This is a genomic window from Bacillus multifaciens (assembly GCF_030756675.1).
GTDB classification, from domain to species: Bacteria; Bacillota; Bacilli; order Bacillales; family Bacillaceae_G; genus Bacillus_A; species Bacillus_A multifaciens.
Genome location: NZ_JAVBXD010000061.1, coordinates 1 through 16,287 on the forward strand (window position 1 = coordinate 1; position 16,287 = coordinate 16,287).

Genomic DNA, 16,287 nt, shown 5'->3' on the forward strand with positions numbered 1-16,287 from the left:
TGGAATTTAAAGAAGATGACCCCTGTTGAATTCAGAAATCATCTTCTTGATGTTGCATAACTTTTTTTCAAAATGTCCTTTACAAAGGGTACAGATTAACGTAAAGCAACTCCAAAATTAACTTTTATTGTATATTTTGGAGTTGCTTTACGTAATAGGAACCATGCCACTATCCCGAAAGATTACTTATATGGAAATTTAGATCGTTCAACAAATGATTGAAAATCATCCGTATAAGCGATAATTTCCCCCCACTGCATATAGTCTTCGTCAGATACTTTCCATGTGTGTTTATTGGTGTCATGACGTATAACAGCAAAATTATGTCTATCAGTAGAATAGACTTTAAAGCCATTCCTTTTACAGGTGTCTATAAAAAAATAATCTTCAGCTCTATTTACTTTTTCAAATTGAATTTTTTTGAATACGTCTTTTTTAAAGATTAGTGTAGCTCCTGCTACAGAATCAGTAAAGGCTTTTTCTGTATTTGATACCAACATCAAAGCTTTTTTATTATTAAAATAAACATAATAAGAGCTTTTACCTAAAATAGCAATATCTTTATTATTAAATTCGGGCATCGCATGAGCTAGGTAGTATGGGCCATAGTAATCATCATCATCAAATTTAGCTATATAATCATACTTAGATTTCTCCACTCCGAAATTTAAACAATCACCTAAAGTTGCCTGTTCATGTAGCTGAAATACACTAACATTATGATAATCTTCAGCTTTCTTTTTCCATTTACTTAAATTCATAGTATCCTTATTTAAAATAATAATTAATTCTTTATCTTTCCATAGTTGCTGTTCATAGTTTTTGAAAACGTTCTCTATATACTCCTCTCTTATTGTACAAGTAATGACTGAAACCATTTACTTTTCCACTCCTAACATAATATATAACTTAGTCAAAGAAAGGGTAATAAAATAAAGATTTAAAATTCTGCATTTTCCAGGGAACCCTCTCTATTTTAATTTTGGACCAATAATTTTTTCTACAATATAAATCAAGTTGTTATACTCTTTTAATTTTTTTATTTTATTGACATCAGATAAAAGCTCATTTCTTTGATCTAAGTCAAAACCTACTGCGTTTAATATGTCTATATGTCGAATATCGATCTTTAACAAAAGTACAATAGTTTTTAGAATTTCAATGAACTTTTTTTGAAAAGATAGTGACTCATTTGGATGATTTTGAACAAGTAACTTATACTCGCCTAATACTTTGTTCATCATTAATAAATCTGTAATTCGAGCAAGCTCTAAGCCAAGGATAAGAACGTCCACGTCAGGATGTTTTAGCGTGAATAAGTGGTAATTTCTCATCGCTTCTTGCCATCTGTTCTCTCCAACAGGATGCTCTTGATGATAAGCTGCAACAGTCTTACTAGCTAAATATTTAGCTCCAGCCTTATATAAGCGATATCCTAACTCCCAGTCTTCATAACCATAATTTATAAAATCATCATCAAACTTTCCCACTTGCTCAATTAATTTTTTACGTAAGGAAACGTTTCCGGTTAAAAAAGCCATCCACGGGAAATGAAACCCATTTAATTGCGCATCAAAATTTTTTAGTATTATATTATACCAATATGATGAAGGGGTCTTAACTTTTAATTCTCTATAAAGCTTGGTATCAATATCTTTTCTTTCTAATAACGGATATGAAGCAATAATGTTGGAATGTTTATAGTTTTCAATTCGATCGTAAAGCACTTGGTTGTTTCTTGTCATGGTGTATATTTCTTTTATTTGTTCGCGATCAAATTCCGGGAATATACAAGAATATACCGCGTTATAATACATACCTCCTGATAAAACCAAGTTATCCATTAATTGATGATACTTAAAATGATTTTCAACAAATTCAGGCTCTGTAATCATTTCTGCATCTAAAAATATAAGAATTTCCCCTCTTGAATATTTAATACCAATATTTCGAACTTTTGCTCTACCAATATTTCGTTTACATTTAATATACCTAAAATGATAAGAAAATTGATGTTTTTGTAATATCTGTAAGGTTTGATCAGTGGAGGCATCGTCAATGAAGAGGACTTCCATTTTTGAAAGGTCGAATGTTTGTTTATTTAAAGAATATAAAGTTAATAAATTTAGGGGATATTTATTATAAGAAGGAATGATAATACTAACTTTTATATCATGATCTTTAATTAGTTCCTTTTTATTTTGATTAGGAAGATTCGACTCTTTTTCTTCCATAAGCTCCTGAGATTTAGTTTCAAACCTTTTATTTTCCAATTTATTCTCACTCCTTTGCACACTATCACTACTATCAGTTAATGCAAAAAAAGAAGAAAAGATTGGACAATCACTTAGGCAAAAGCATTTTTTATAACCTAAAATCTTTCGACTGTAGCAATACAATTCTTTTCTCTAAATAATGTATAATTTTTGTGTACACTTATATATGAATATTTCTCATGTATTTATCTTCTCTTTATTTATTAATTTTTATATAAATTTCTAGGCCCTTGTTTATAGTAAAAAAACTGAAGCTCTCATTATCATGCCTAAAGGAGGCATACCACGAAACCTTTATATATAAGCGGAAATATTGTGAATAACTGTAACTAACTTATAGCTTATCTAGAATAGATACTATTATTGAAATTACATGAGAATATCGATTCTTAATGTTGGGATAAGTTAAAATCAGCTATCGAAAAATCCTTTCTACAAAATTGTGGAAAGAAGACCAATGTAATCTATTATTTACTAAAAAATATTGTGAAAATTTTAAAAAAATGATACTTGTCCAAACCATATCTACTCTATTTCATATAATGATTCCAGTTAGATAATACTAACTAATAATTTAAACCAATTTGGAGGGATATTGGAATGGATGATTTAAAAAATTTGATTTCTTCAACACTTAAGGGAAAACAAAAGAACGAAATAATCAATATAGTACTTTCAGATATTTTAAATAGAAATGATATAACAGATTCATCTCTAAAAAAATTGCCCGCAGAGAAAAAAGAACAAATCAAAAAAATCTTTTCTGAATTACAAAATCAAATTAATAACATTTTAGACTAAAAGGAGAGAGTTTATGACCGGAGTTTGGTATCCAAACCAAGATAAAAAGTGGAACGCACTAGATTCTTCAAAGCCTCATCCATCATTCTACGATCCAACAATTTCAGAAGAAGCTAAGCAAAAAAATAAAATTTATCAATTATCTGAAGAATATATTTCGATTGTTGATTCCGCTGATGTTCAAGTTACTACAACAGATACAAAAGTGGCACTATCAATTCAAGCCTCATTACAAGCAGCTATTGTTGCTATTTTAAGCATATCTATTGCAGATAGCGAAAAAGCTGATAAAATTGCACAAGAGCTTTTTCAAAAATCAGCTATTTCACAAGTTAATAAACAACGTACTGTTATTAAAAATTCTAGAAATGTTTCAGTAACTACTACAGATACTGATATAGCAGTAAATATTCAAATCCTTCTTCAAATTTTACTAGCTTTATTAGTTAAATTAAATATTTTATAAAGATAATTTAACTTTCCTAGCAAGAGTGTGAATAAAACATTTCCCCAATTCCCCTCCTATTGGGGTTTTTACTTGAAGCTTTGTTAGACTAACTAAACCTTTGTAAACATATCACATACAAAGAAAGGTTTTTCTATTTATTTAGAGTGAATATATTATTAACATCATAATAGAAATTTATAACAGTATCCTTATTAAACTAAATGGATAGAGTTTAATAAGGATACTGTTAATTCAAATTCAAATAAATGCCTACTTAGGGGGGAAATAGGCATTTTAAACTTCAATTATTATAGGAAGAATCATTGGCTTTCTTTTTGTATGTTCGTATAAAAGTAAACTTCAAATAGCCCTAAAATATACTACATTGTGCATTCGTATTAATTTTAGTATATAAATATTTTGTAATAAAACATGAAGGGTATGTTGATGTGGATTTGAAATAAAATCGTAGCGTTTTGAATAAAGTTTATCAGAATATAAAAAGATTAGGTTTTTGATTCCTTTTATATATTGATAAAAATCTACATTCAATTTTGATTAAACTTTTATATAAAAATTGAATGTAGATTTGTGTAACCGTCAAGACGAATTTTACACTTTCTGCTAAGTTCCCTTTTACACTTTAGATTGCACATAGCCCACTTGACATGGAGCATTGACAGGTATGATAAACAGCATTGAATCCTTGGTAATAAAAGAACCATGGCTGTTGCTACAAGGCTATCATACCTGCTTCTCCAAATAAAGTGGGCGACAAATGTGGCTAAAAGTGTAAAGTTCATATTAGCGAAAACTGTAAAATTTATTTGGCGTTCACAATTTGTTGTGGAAGAATCTAATTTGTTCAGTCTTTTTTCAAAACTCTCTAATTAGCTACGCTAATAAATAGACATTCGGGGATTATTTCCGAACAAACTTTTTTGCAAATCACAGTTGACTAATGAATTCAATTGGTTTTATTAAGCTCAATAATTATTTTTGTGAAATTATTAACAAAAAAGGTAAAAAAGTGTGCAATTAACTTAAAGAATGCCATTCTTATGCGATTTGTCAGTAGCGAACTTTTTTCCCTTTTGACAAAATGTGTCCAAAGGAAAAAAGTTCGCTACTGGATAACGGGAATTGTTTGTATTGTTGAAAACTAGTATAAAAAAGAACAGTATTATGAAATTAATAAAATTTTGTGTTATTATACTAGAAAAATAATGATGTAAGAGAAGTATTTTAATGGAAGAAAAAGCATGGCAATCTTATGCCATGCTTTTGTATATACATAGTAATATATTGGTTTTGGAAAAGAAATTTGTAGATTTACAATGAAAACTGACCCACTTTTCGCATCGGAAATTGACCCAGCCCATACCCATCAACTTAAGAATTTTATAATGCCCCCAAAAACAAAAAAATGTACTTTTTCACCTAGAGATGTCAATTTTCTCGTTTTGGGGTATTTGCTGTTCTTAGCTTGAGTGTGATGTGGTACTACCCAATACTGATTACACACTTTTTATAGAGTAGTCCTATCAGTATGTCCGAGTTTACTAGACTAGTTTTATATATTTTGAAGTTTGTACCAGAACCGAAAAACTTAACTATCCCTGTTCACCTTTATTTTTTAATCTTTTATTTTTTAAAGTAAAAAAGATAAGATCTTAGAATTTAATCTTATCTTCAGCATTAAAAATAATCGATTAGAAAGGAATGTAGCTTTAAGGTTTCAAAATAACTTTTATACAATTGTCTTCACGGTTATTAAAAATTTGATAACCGTAGCTCGCTTCTTCCAGAGGGATTTTGTGTGTAATGATCTCTTTTGGATCAAACTCATTTTTTGTTATTTTTTCAAACAGTTCAGGCATAAAATGAATGACAGGTGCTTGACCCATTCTAAGGTTAATATTCCTAACCCAAAATTCACCGAGTGGAAATGCATTATAGTTGCCACCATAAACACCTGTCATTTGGACAGTTCCATATTTTCGTACAGCTTTTGTAGCAATTTGAATAGGACCGAGAGTTCCCCCTTGTAATTTTAGTTTTTGTTCAAGAAATTCTAGAGGTGATTTCTTTCCATCCATGCCTACACAATCAATGACCACATCCGCTCCTCCATGTGTAATTTCTTTTAAATGTTCTCCCATATCGGGATACTTTGTAAACTCAAATACCTCAACATTGTTAATCTTTTTTGCATAATTTATCCGATAATCTAAGTAATCAACTGCAATTACACGCTTAGCACCTTTCATCCAAGCAAATTTTTGTGTCATCAATCCAACAGGTCCACAGCCAAGTATGATAACAGTGTCACCTGACTTTACACCTGCATTTATTACACTCCAATAAGCGGTCGGTAAAACATCAGATAAAAAAAGCAGGGATTCATCCTCAAGTTCGCATGATTCCGGTATAACAAAGGGAGTAAAGTTCCCAAAAGGAACTTTCAAATATTCAGCTTGTCCACCTGGATGGTTACCAAATTTCTCTGTATAACCAAAGTATCCACCAGAATCATAATGAGGATTTGAGTTATCACATTGACTTTCCATTTCATGTTGGCAATAAAAACAATGCCCGCAAGCAACATTAAAGGGGATAACAACACGATCTCCTTTTTTTACTTTAGTGACATCAGGTCCCACCTCTTCAACAATTCCCATCGGTTCATGCCCAATAATGTATCCTTGGGGTAAAGGCATGTTACCTTGATATAAATGTAAGTCAGATCCACAAATAGCGGTCGAAGTAATTTTTACAAGAATATCATCTTTTTTTTCTAATCTTGCATCCTCAACTTGTTCAACCTGTACCTGATTGGGCCCTTGATAGGTTACAGCTTTCATAATTACATGTCTCCTTTTTTAACATTTTTTCAAAATATACTTTATATTTATCTCTTTGGACTACAGCAATTATTTTTTTAGTTATTAAAGGGAGATTAGAAATAAATTTGGAGGAATATATAACATTGTATGAAAGTATTTCATAACCCCTTCTTTCCCTAGCCTTATTTTAAGAAGAAAATCAATATTTATTCATAATAAAAAGAAACTAAATTACCATAAAAAGGAATAATTATTTTTTTATGATTCGTAGCATATTAAAAACATAGGAGGTGATACAATATGGCAAAAAATAATAGCGGAAGTCGTAATGAATTATTAGTTCGAGGCGCTGAGAATGCAATTGATCAGATGAAGTATGAAATTGCACAAGAGTTTGGTGTACAACTTGGTGCAGACACAACAGCTCGTGCAAACGGTTCTGTTGGTGGTGAAATCACAAAACGTTTAGTTGCAATGGCTGAACAACAGCTTGGCGGTGGAATTAATCGCTAATTTTAACTATAAATAAGAGTGAATTGGTATAAGTCGTAGCAGATATTTAAAACAATTTCTTATGTGTATTTATTTTAAAAATAAATCCTCATAGCAAAAAAGTTTTCACTCAAAGATTATTGATAATCTTCCATAATAATCTTTGGGTATTTTGTTTGCAAATTTCTTTACTAGACTACAAACACACATTATTGGGAAGGTGTTTCCCATGCATGATAAAAAGTTCTTTGTAGGAAAAAACGTACTTAAAAATTTCTTTTCAATATTGAAAAATATACTTATGATGATATTTTCGAAAGGGAGGCTTTTTAAAATGGGTGTATTAAGTGGAAATCCTCAAAATGAACCTTTACATTATGGAGAAGTATTTGATATTTGGAGTTATCTTCTTGCCGCACAAGGGGCTGTTGCCGGACATCAAGTATTTATGAATCACACAGGTGATGAAGATTTAAAAAAGTTTTTACAAAACTTAATTGAGAATGATATGACTCCTGAAATAGAAGAGCTAAAAACCCTTTTAAAGGTAAATGGAGTGGCTTTACCACCAGCGCCTCCTGAAAGACCGATTGCTTCTATTGAAGACATTCCTCCTGGTGCACGCATCAACGATGCTGAAATCGTAGCAACTGTTGCAGCAGGTCTTGCAGCAGGACTAGTAACTTGTAGTCAAGTAATGGGAAAATGCCTTCGAGAAGATGTAGGCATGCTTTTTGGACAATTTCACATGAAGAAAGCACAAGCAGGAGTAACTTTACTACGTTTAAGCAAGAAGAAGGGGTGGATAGTTCCTCCACCATTACATGTCCGAAATTCTGAACAAGCTTAATTATAAAAATAAAAAAGTGGCTGAAAGTCACTTTTTTATTTCAATTTATTAGTTCCATCCTCCACTTTTCTAGATAGATGAACCTTGTTTATTTTAGAATAGTCTACATACTCGTCAGAAATCTCCATAGCATATTTATTATGACTCATATTAGTGGATTCTCGTGAATCCTCATCTTCATGTAAAACAACTTTCTTCATATAGATATGAAAGAATATTTCTGCCACACTGATAAGAAAAGCTGCAAAAAAAGCAGATGCTCCAATATTACGAGCTAGGACTATATCTTTTATAAGATACGTTAATACCCAAATTCCTACAAAATTCAAACCCCAATCAACAATGGTAGCCACCATGTTTCCATACTTAGGTAAAATAAATAAATCTCCTATTAAATAAGACCCTCCGGTAATTACCAATGAAAGAAATAATATTCTTGGAATTGAAATACCTTGGAAAATGCCTAGTATCATCAATAATACAGCACTAATAGCTGTGTATTTAATTAACAAAGCAACAATATGTTTCATTTGTATTTCTCCATTCTTTTAACTTTTATGTAGGAGAAAAGTCCTTAATAAAAAAATAGGCTGTGCCTTCATAAAGCACAACCTATTTTCATCGTGTTCTGGAGGACTGTTTCATACATGATACTCCTATGGCAAACACTTTTTATTTCGCTCTCCTAGACAATATTATTTTGTGAAATATATGTATTATTTATGCTTTAATAAGCTAAAAAATTGATAACAAAAAAAGGAATATTTATTTTCAATTACTTTTTATCATATTAAAAATATAGGAGGTGATACAATATGACAAACAATAATAGCGGAAGTCGTAACGAACTATTAGTTCACGGTGCTGAGAATGCAATCGATCAAATGAAATATGAAATCGCACAAGAATTTGGCGTACAACTTGGTGCAGACGCAACAGCTCGTGCAAACGGTTCTGTTGGTGGCGAAATCACAAAACGTCTAGTAGCAATGGCTGAACAACAACTTGGCGGTGGAGTTCATCGTTAACTTTAAATATGCATGGATAAAAAGGAGAGACACAGCGTCTCTCCTTTTTTAAAATTTCATTTTCTTCTTTTAGACGAAGCATTTCTTTTTTCATTCGTTTTAGATTTTCTAGTGTTATTTCATCTTCATCAATTGATGTGATAGGAGAATATATTTTCATCTATTTGTAAACGGTTACTTCTGATACGCCATACTCGCTGCTTAATTGTTTGACAGGTTGTCCTGAATGATATAACTCAACAACCATTTTTTTAAACTTTTCATTAAATTTCTTATTTGTCATACGGACACTTCCTCCTTGAAACCCATTGTAAGGACTTAACTAAGTTGTGTCCATATGACTATACTAACTCTAAACAAATTGCTTCATAGGTTGCATTATAAATGTAATTTAAAATAAAGATTGTTTTTCTATTCAGCCCACCTCAAATAGGATTGTAATTAGTAGAATCCAATTTCCTCTTGATAAAAGAAGACATATTTTTATGCACTATAGGAAAAAATTTATAATGTATAACTTTGCACATTAAATTTTATAAAAAGAAAAGGTGATAAAATGGAGTCTTCTAATAAAGGTAATATTTATCATGCTGGAGATATTGTTTATATTTTTTATCGAAACCCCCACACTCAGGACGTAGCAAATATACAAGCTGCAGCAGTTGTCAATAATCCTGAGAGACCAAATGAATTAGCATTATTTCTTTATGAAACTTATTATCCACTAACAAATGAGATGGCTGTTTATTCTACTGAAGAAGAGGCAAACCAAGCCTATACCTACTATTATGGGGATGTTTCAGAAGGGATGTTAGAATGAATAACCTGTTTATGCCTAAACTTGTATACTTTGAACCTAAAGCATTAGATTATCCATTAGGGAGAGAGCTTTATGAAAAATTTTCAAGTATGGATGTTGAAATTCGTTATACTACTTCCCATAATCAAGTGAGAGACCTGCCAGGCGAAAACGATTTTCAAAAGTATCGAGTAGCAAAATCTACTCTTGTCGTTGGTGTTAGAAAAACACTGAAATTTGATACTTCAAAGCCTTCAGCAGAGTATGCTATTCCCTTTGCAACAGGGTGTATGGGACATTGTCATTATTGTTATTTACAGACAACGATGGGAAGCAAGCCATATATCCGAACTTATGTAAATGTTGACGAAATTCTAGAAACTGCTGACAAATATATGGAGGCCCGCGTACCTGAATTGACAAGATTTGAAGCTTCGTGTACATCAGATATTGTAGGAATTGATTACTTAACTCATACTCTTAAATATGCAATTGAGCATTTTGGAGAATCAGAATATGGAAAGCTGAGATTTGTTACAAAATTTCATCATGTAGATCATTTGCTTGATGCAAAACATAATGGAAAAACAAGATTTCGGTTTAGTATAAACGCTGATTACGTTATTAAAAACTTTGAGCCAGGTACTTCCCCGTTAGCTAAAAGGATTGAAGCAGCCGGAAAAGTAGCCAGAGCAGGATACCCGTTAGGGTTCATAGTGGCTCCTATCTATCTTCATGAAGGTTGGCAGGAGGGTTACTATCATATGTTTGAACGTCTCGATGCTGAATTACCTCTTGATGTAAGAGATGATATTACATTTGAATTTATTCAGCATCGTTTTACAAAGCCTGCTAAGAGGGTAATTGAAAAAAACTACCCTATGACAAAATTAGAATTAGATGAAGAGAGAAGAAGATATAAATGGGGGAAATATGGGATTGGTAAATATATTTATCAAAAAGAAGAAGAAGAGGATATAAAAAAGCATCTTTATTCTTATATGAAAAAATTCTTTCCAAATGCAAAATTGGAATATTTCACATAATTAGGTACAGCTGAGGTACGTGTAAAAATGATTCAAAGCCTTGCTTTTATTCTCCACTATGACCTATTAAGGTATTGCCATTAAGTTAAGAAATTCTTTGTTCCCCAAAACGAAAAAGCACTCCAATGAGTGCCTTTCTCTGACTTAATAGGTTCAGTACCAGCGCCGCTGTAACCAGGGGCAATGTAGGTTTGTCCTCTTCTATGTTGCATACATGTTAATTCTTGCAACGCTTTCCTTGGGTCTATTTTACCCTTAGCGTACAGGATATTGACTTAAATACGTCTAAATTGTGTCATAACGTACAATTTTCTTTTTTTGATATGGTGAGGCCACGCCCATTAACTTAAGGTTTTGAAGTATCCGCTAAACGTAATTTTACTTTTTTTCATTTTGCTATCTTATTGTAAGCGTTGATGACATAATTCTCGTTACCGGAAGTGAATAGTTTCAAATTAACATGAACTAGAACGATCTTCTGATAATCTGGAGAACGATTAAGCCCAAACCGAGTTCTGTATACAGCATATATTGATTAAATGTATTGATAAAGAAAGTGAGGTTAACACAAGTGAACACTTCCCATCAATTTAATCCCCCTATTCTGTTTATCACAAGAGAGAAAGAATGTTACAAAAAAAGAAAATCTGTCTTGGTTTCCATCAAGATAGATCCTAAGATTTTATCTCTTTGTTCAGGTTTGAGCCATCAGTTTACTGCGACAGGCACGTATTCTGACAAATCAACTAGAGACATTACAAATCTTGTCGAGTGGTACTCTAGCAGTCCTTCAAGCGCAATAGTTTCAAATGAGAAAGAAACAAAAGGTTTGACTACAGCAATTGATACTGGGGAAGCTCAAATTTTTGCAAGATTAGATGGAATCATGAGTTCGGATAGTTCTCTCACCGTTGTTAAACCAGTGGTTCAAATGACAATTTTAAAGGAATCCAATGATTGTACGTTGGATATAAATAAAACAGTTTCTATGACTGAGACGATCAGTATGAATTGTCCTGGCAGAACCTTCGGCTTTGGTAAGGGCGTCTTACTGCTTGAGAATGGTGTTGCTTCCTATGATTTTGCCAAACAGCTTTGGTCACTCACTAAATATACTGTTGTGCAAATATCTCCATTAATTATCAAAAATCAATACACTACAGGTGAACAATTGGCAGCGGATTACTGGTGTGTTTGGATCGGAGTTCAAGGGAATATTACTGATCTGGACGTCATGGCAATGATGCAACCAGGAGGAATCATTGATGAATTCGTCAAACTTGGCGGAATTTTCATTGTACACAATGCTTACACTAATCCAACAATTGTAACATCTCTTGAAGGATTTGATTTCATTGGGGGGGAATCTGAGTCACTAACACAATTTTCGACACTTGTACAAATACCTTTGTCCTTTGAGTATCTTCGAACATATTTATATATTAACTCTATCAAGAAAGAAGGTAACTCTATGGCTCTTGAAACCAACTGTCAAACCTGTACTCCTCCTGAAGGTTCCACATCGATTCTTACTGTGGATATACCAGGTGGTCTAGCTATTAACCTATTGGGCATTCATATCGAAGCTTGTCCAATCTGCGTTACAGTATTCACTGAGGGATCTGGTACACTTACATCTCAACAACAAGATATTGCAAATAATCTCGTCAAAGTCGTTCAGAATTTGGTTCCAACTATTCCTGGTGCTTAAAGGGAAGTGGTTTGTAATTTAATACAGGACTTGACCAAAAAACGGTCGGGTCTTTTTTATTTTTTTCGAAATGCCGTGAAGAACAATGTTCCAAGGTCGAATTTCTATAGTGATGGAGGTGATAACAGCTAGTATAGTTCCTCTTAATTGATATTCTTTATAGAATATACAAAGTCTATTAAAACGATCAGATAGGTTATTAATTATGATAGAATGCAAGAAAAAATTTTACAATATAAGAGCGCGTTGTATGTCATTTCACAGAATCCCTTAAAGATACTTTACTGGGAGGGATGTTACTATGCTTCTAATTTAATGCATATCATATACACATTAAGTTAACATAACGTAATAAGGTGAGACCTATCTAAATTTATAGATAGGTCTCACTTTGTTCTTATTTGATAAGCTCTCGTTGAGCGCTCCTATAGCTTCCAATAATATTTTGATAACTAGGAAGATGTTTAGCAAGTAAGTCTCCAAATCCTTCAACGTCATTTCTCCAGTCACGTTGTAATTCGCATGCAATGCTAAACCAGTTCATTAACTGAGCCCCTCCATGCGCCATGCGTGTAAGAGCAGCATTGGCAACTTGTTGACTGAAAGTTCCTGATGCATCGGTTACAACGAACACTTCATATCCTGCTTTTATGGCAGATAATGCTGGGAATGCCACGCAAACATCTGTAACCACACCTGCGATGATTAGTTGTTTTTTGCCCGTTCTTTCAATCGCTTTTACAAATTCTTCATTGTCCCAAGCATTGATTTGTCCAGGACGAGCTATTTTTGGTGCATCAGGGAAGAGTTCAACTAATTCTTGCATTAGTGGCCCGTTAGGTCCATTTTCAAAGCTTGTTGTTAAAATAACCGGTAAATCAAAAAAATTAGCAGTATTAGCAAGAGCCATAACATTGTTCTTGAACTCATCGACACTATAGTCACGTACTAAACCAGCAATAAGACCAGTTTGATGATCTACAAGTAGAACGACAGCGTCATCTTTCGAAAGACGAGAATAGAGATCAGACATTATGTAATCCTCCTTTAATTAATTTGGTGGGCAAAGGCCCATTTATAATGATACTAAATTTAATTTATTATTATAAGTATTGTTAAAAATGTAATAAATAGGTAAAATTGTTGACGACGTTTTATTTTCCACAATTTTTTTTGGGGGAATTCGATTCAAAAAGGTTTCTTAGAGATATAAAGGCGGTCTCGCCACATCACCATCAAGCTAAGATAATTTTGTATCTATATAACGAAAAAAGCGCTATTCTTTTTGTAGAAATATACAGAAAGGATGGCGTTTTTGTATAAAACTCCAACATCAACATACACTACAGATAAGCTGTTTAACAGCTTTAATCCATTTTTCTTTCTCTTAACCCTTTTTAGAGAGCAGTTGACTTTTGCTGGCTGCTCTCTAACTTAAGATGCCTTTTCACCTTTATATGAGATGAGAATATATTATATGGTGATTCCTTTTATCATAACAGACTCCGCTCTAATAATAGTGCCGCTTATACGGCACCATTTTTTCGTTTAAATTGGGCAAGTTTTTTAATTCACCCACACATTTAATAAAAACCAGCATAGATTATATTAACCCTTGGTTAAGCGGACATTTTTTCAATCCTTATTGTTTTCCTATAGTATCCCTCACTATAAATAGTGCTCTTTTCTTATTTTTGTATAATAGTTCACCATTAACACATAATATGAATAAGCTATTCTGTAGCCATAGCTATTCTTGTATACTCTTCTTTTATAGGTGTAGTTATCCTTTGCTAGCTGCTCCTTTTTTTATTTAGACAACTTTTATTCAGTTTTCCCACACATCTGAATAAAAAAAACATCAATTATATTATGCTTTGACTAAATGCATTTCTTTTCAAACCTTATTTTTTTCTCATGCACCTTCCTTAAAAAGGGCACTTATAAAACAGTGCTCTTTTCTTATGTTTTTGTATATAAAATATGCTTCTTCATTAATTCATAAGCCGTTTTTAACATTAAGAAATTACTAAAGAAAGGTTTTCATGTACGGGAACTCTTTAGTTACATGCCACATACTGTAATGTAAATCCGCTGAAATATCTGTAACCGTATCTACCATTGTTTGTTTCCTTATTAATAAGGAGGAATATATTATGGGTTTTGGAGCTGGTTGTTGTGGCTTCGGCGGCGGATTCGCCTTACTGATTGTGTTATTTATCTTATTAATCATAATCGGTTGTAGTTGTTTTGGAGGTGGGTTTGGCTGCTGATGCTAAGAAAAGGCACTCAATTTGAGTGTTTTTTCTTATTTGGGTCCCGCCACATATCCATCAACTTAAGATTTTATGCAGCTTCAGGAAGGAATATTGTGTATAAATCACTTGATTGTATTGTTTTCAGTTAGTTTGTTTTTTAGATTAATGGAGATATGGTAAAATTCCTGAAATAATATCTCAATTACCTTGATAATTCTATTTAATTCCAATAATGTTTACAAAAAATAAGGAGGGATTCGATAAAATGTACCCTATAGAATAGACACTTTAAAAAAAGTCTGTTCTATAGGGTATTTCTTGTATAATAAGAGAAAAATTCGAATCGGAGCAATTTCAAAATGACGAAAAAATTATTTACAGAAAAAGAAGTTCAAGCTTTATCGAGGAATCCATACGTAAAATCAGTGAGTGAGAAAGGAATTACTTATACGGACGGATTTAAACGTATTTTTATTGAAGAAAATGAAAAAGGAAAGTTACCTCGAGACATTTTTGAAGAATGTGGTTTTGATATAGATGTAATTGGAATAAAGCGTGTTATGTCAGCAGGAAGCAGATGGCGTGCCGCTTATAGAGAAAATGGTGTATTTGGTTTACGGGATACACGTAAAGAAAACTCTGGGAGATCTCTTGAGAGAGAGCTTACAATAGAAGAAAAATATGCACGTTTAGAAGCTGAAAGAAACTTACTAAAAGCTGAAAACGAACTGTTAAAAAAGATCAAACTTATGGAAGGGAGGATAAAAAAGGAATAACGTTACCACCTAGTCAAAAATACCTATTGATTCGTTCTGTCATCGTAAAGTATAACCTAAGAAACATGGTGAGTTACTTGTGTAAAGTAGCTGGTGTTTCCCGTTCTGGATATTATAATTATTTCTCTTTATCATCTCAAGAACAGCGGAAACAAAAGAATGGCCAAGATGAAGTGGCGAAAGAAATCATATTAAAAGCACTTCGATTTAAAAATCGAAATAAAGGGGCTCGTCAAATTAAAATGACATTAGCGGGTCAGTTTCAAGTTGTCTACAATTTAAAGCGTATACGTAGAATCATGAAAAAATACGGTATTGTCTGTCCAATTCGTAAGGCGAATTCTTATAAGCGAATGATGAAAGCAACGCAAGAACATCGTGTTGTACCGAATCTATTAAATCGGGAATTCAAACAAAATGTCTCTGGAAAGGCGCTTCTTACAGATATCACTTACTTATTTTACGGTAAGAATAATAAGGCTTATTTGTCTACGATTTTAGACGGATCCACGAATGAAATCTTAGCCTATCATGTTTCAGAACGGCTTACGTTAGATATCGTTACACCCCCCCTTCACAAGCTGAAGAAGAATAAGAGAGTTCAATTGGCTGAAGGTGCATTTATTCATTCAGATCAAGGAGTTCATTACACGAGTCCTGTCTATCAAACATTGGTCAAAAAGCTAAAACTTGGACAATCGATGTCAAGAAGGGGAAACTGTTGGGATAACGCCCCGCAAGAATCGTTTTTTGGCCATTTCAAAGATGAAGCACATATAAAACCTTGTGAATCTTTTACTCAGTTGAAACATGAAATTAAGAAATATATGACGTACTATAATCATTATAGATACCAATGGAATTTAAAGAAGATGACCCCTGTTGAATTCAGAAATCATCTTCTTGATGTTGCATAACTTTTTTTCAAAATGTCCTTTACAAAGGGTACAGATTAA

At 32.6% G+C, this 16,287-nt stretch carries 15 protein-coding genes and 1 pseudogene; 10 read left to right on the forward strand and 6 right to left on the reverse strand.

From position 1 onward, the window contains the following. Window positions 1-182: 182 nt before the first annotated feature. Window positions 183-878: a glycosyltransferase family 2 protein gene (locus tag Q9306_RS23125; RefSeq protein WP_306202765.1), complete on the reverse strand. Its 696-nt coding sequence runs from the start codon at window positions 876-878 to the stop codon at window positions 183-185. A gap of 93 nt (window positions 879-971) precedes the next feature. After that, window positions 972-2,273 carry a glycosyltransferase family 2 protein gene (locus tag Q9306_RS23130; RefSeq protein ID WP_306202767.1) on the reverse strand — a complete coding sequence of 434 codons (1,302 nt, stop codon included), beginning with the start codon at window positions 2,271-2,273 and terminating at the stop codon, window positions 972-974. A gap of 603 nt (window positions 2,274-2,876) precedes the next feature. Between Q9306_RS23130 and Q9306_RS23135 the strand changes: the two genes are divergently transcribed. Next, window positions 2,877-3,077 carry a spore coat protein gene (locus tag Q9306_RS23135; RefSeq protein WP_306202769.1) on the forward strand — a complete coding sequence of 67 codons (201 nt, stop codon included), beginning with the start codon at window positions 2,877-2,879 and terminating at the stop codon, window positions 3,075-3,077. 13 nt (window positions 3,078-3,090) lie between these two features. Then, on the forward strand, window positions 3,091-3,543 hold the full coding sequence (locus Q9306_RS23140; protein WP_306202771.1) for a spore coat protein: 453 nt from the start codon (window positions 3,091-3,093) through the stop codon (window positions 3,541-3,543). A gap of 1,712 nt (window positions 3,544-5,255) precedes the next feature. Here the strand turns inward: Q9306_RS23140 and Q9306_RS23145 are convergent. After that, window positions 5,256-6,389: a zinc-dependent alcohol dehydrogenase gene (locus Q9306_RS23145; protein WP_306202773.1), complete on the reverse strand. Its 1,134-nt coding sequence runs from the start codon at window positions 6,387-6,389 to the stop codon at window positions 5,256-5,258. A 282-nt stretch (window positions 6,390-6,671) separates the two neighbouring features. Between Q9306_RS23145 and Q9306_RS23150 the strand changes: the two genes are divergently transcribed. Beyond that, window positions 6,672-6,884: an alpha/beta-type small acid-soluble spore protein gene (locus tag Q9306_RS23150; RefSeq protein ID WP_306202775.1), complete on the forward strand. Its 213-nt coding sequence runs from the start codon at window positions 6,672-6,674 to the stop codon at window positions 6,882-6,884. 313 nt (window positions 6,885-7,197) lie between these two features. Continuing rightward, the gene (locus Q9306_RS23155) at window positions 7,198-7,713 is read left to right on the forward strand and encodes a DUF3231 family protein (protein WP_306202789.1); all 516 of its coding nucleotides are present in this window, start codon (window positions 7,198-7,200) and stop codon (window positions 7,711-7,713) included. A 35-nt stretch (window positions 7,714-7,748) separates the two neighbouring features. On the opposite strand, the gene Q9306_RS23160 is transcribed toward Q9306_RS23155, so the two are convergent. Beyond that, window positions 7,749-8,243 (reverse strand): YndM family protein, encoded by a 495-nt coding sequence (locus tag Q9306_RS23160; protein ID WP_306202777.1) that lies wholly within the window; start codon window positions 8,241-8,243, stop codon window positions 7,749-7,751. Window positions 8,244-8,528: 285 nt separating this feature from the next. On the opposite strand from Q9306_RS23160, the gene Q9306_RS23165 reads away from it, so the two are divergent. Next, entirely contained in the window at window positions 8,529-8,741 is a 213-nt protein-coding gene (locus tag Q9306_RS23165) for an alpha/beta-type small acid-soluble spore protein (RefSeq protein ID WP_098916878.1), read from the forward strand. Here Q9306_RS23165 and Q9306_RS23170 read toward each other — a convergent pair. After that, window positions 8,707-9,024 (reverse strand): annotated as a pseudogene (locus Q9306_RS23170) (transposase); the annotation flags it as partial. The gene Q9306_RS23165 and the pseudogene Q9306_RS23170 sit on opposite strands and share 35 nt — an antisense overlap. A gap of 273 nt (window positions 9,025-9,297) precedes the next feature. Here Q9306_RS23170 and Q9306_RS23175 point away from each other — a divergent pair. The 3 genes from Q9306_RS23175 to Q9306_RS23185 all read left to right on the forward strand — a co-directional run bounded on the left by Q9306_RS23175 (window position 9,298) and on the right by Q9306_RS23185 (window position 12,297). After that, window positions 9,298-9,561 (forward strand): transcriptional regulator SplA domain-containing protein, encoded by a 264-nt coding sequence (locus tag Q9306_RS23175; RefSeq protein ID WP_306202779.1) that lies wholly within the window; start codon window positions 9,298-9,300, stop codon window positions 9,559-9,561. After that, window positions 9,558-10,586 (forward strand): spore photoproduct lyase, encoded by a 1,029-nt coding sequence (splB, locus tag Q9306_RS23180; RefSeq protein WP_306202781.1) that lies wholly within the window; start codon window positions 9,558-9,560, stop codon window positions 10,584-10,586. Before Q9306_RS23175 ends, splB begins: the two co-directional genes overlap by 4 nt. 571 nt (window positions 10,587-11,157) lie before the next feature. Continuing rightward, window positions 11,158-12,297 (forward strand): Ig-like domain-containing protein, encoded by a 1,140-nt coding sequence (locus Q9306_RS23185; RefSeq protein WP_306202783.1) that lies wholly within the window; start codon window positions 11,158-11,160, stop codon window positions 12,295-12,297. 397 nt (window positions 12,298-12,694) lie between these two features. Here the strand turns inward: Q9306_RS23185 and ycaC are convergent, their stop codons facing one another. Beyond that, the gene (gene ycaC / locus Q9306_RS23190) at window positions 12,695-13,330 is read right to left on the reverse strand and encodes an isochorismate family cysteine hydrolase YcaC (protein WP_306202785.1); all 636 of its coding nucleotides are present in this window, start codon (window positions 13,328-13,330) and stop codon (window positions 12,695-12,697) included. A gap of 1,123 nt (window positions 13,331-14,453) precedes the next feature. Between ycaC and Q9306_RS23195 the strand changes: the two genes are divergently transcribed. Then, window positions 14,454-14,570 carry a YjcZ family sporulation protein gene (locus tag Q9306_RS23195; protein ID WP_098916883.1) on the forward strand — a complete coding sequence of 39 codons (117 nt, stop codon included), beginning with the start codon at window positions 14,454-14,456 and terminating at the stop codon, window positions 14,568-14,570. Window positions 14,571-14,914: 344 nt separating this feature from the next. Beyond that, window positions 14,915-16,248 (forward strand): IS3 family transposase gene (locus tag Q9306_RS23200; RefSeq protein WP_371932432.1). Its coding sequence is split into 2 segments (ribosomal slippage): window positions 14,915-15,295 and window positions 15,298-16,248, totalling 1,332 coding nucleotides; the frame shifts between segments, so codons are not numbered across the junction. Window positions 16,249-16,287 lie beyond the last annotated feature (39 nt).

Bases quoted from the DNA above. Each gene is read 5' to 3' on its own strand.
- Q9306_RS23160 (WP_306202777.1), bottom strand. From the start codon at position 8,243: ATGAAACATATTGTTGCTTTGTTAATTAAATACACAGCTATTAGTGCT.
- Q9306_RS23155 (WP_306202789.1), top strand. From the start codon at position 7,198: ATGGGTGTATTAAGTGGAAATCCTCAAAATGAACCTTTACATTATGGA.
- Q9306_RS23140 (WP_306202771.1), top strand. From the start codon at position 3,091: ATGACCGGAGTTTGGTATCCAAACCAAGATAAAAAGTGGAACGCACTA.
- Q9306_RS23165 (WP_098916878.1), top strand. From the start codon at position 8,529: ATGACAAACAATAATAGCGGAAGTCGTAACGAACTATTAGTTCACGGT.
- Q9306_RS23145 (WP_306202773.1), bottom strand. From the start codon at position 6,389: ATGAAAGCTGTAACCTATCAAGGGCCCAATCAGGTACAGGTTGAACAA.
- Q9306_RS23135 (WP_306202769.1), top strand. From the start codon at position 2,877: ATGGATGATTTAAAAAATTTGATTTCTTCAACACTTAAGGGAAAACAA.
- Q9306_RS23195 (WP_098916883.1), top strand. From the start codon at position 14,454: ATGGGTTTTGGAGCTGGTTGTTGTGGCTTCGGCGGCGGATTCGCCTTA.
- Q9306_RS23125 (WP_306202765.1), bottom strand. From the start codon at position 878: ATGGTTTCAGTCATTACTTGTACAATAAGAGAGGAGTATATAGAGAAC.
- splB (WP_306202781.1), top strand. From the start codon at position 9,558: ATGAATAACCTGTTTATGCCTAAACTTGTATACTTTGAACCTAAAGCA.
- Q9306_RS23150 (WP_306202775.1), top strand. From the start codon at position 6,672: ATGGCAAAAAATAATAGCGGAAGTCGTAATGAATTATTAGTTCGAGGC.
- Q9306_RS23175 (WP_306202779.1), top strand. From the start codon at position 9,298: ATGGAGTCTTCTAATAAAGGTAATATTTATCATGCTGGAGATATTGTT.
- ycaC (WP_306202785.1), bottom strand. From the start codon at position 13,330: ATGTCTGATCTCTATTCTCGTCTTTCGAAAGATGACGCTGTCGTTCTA.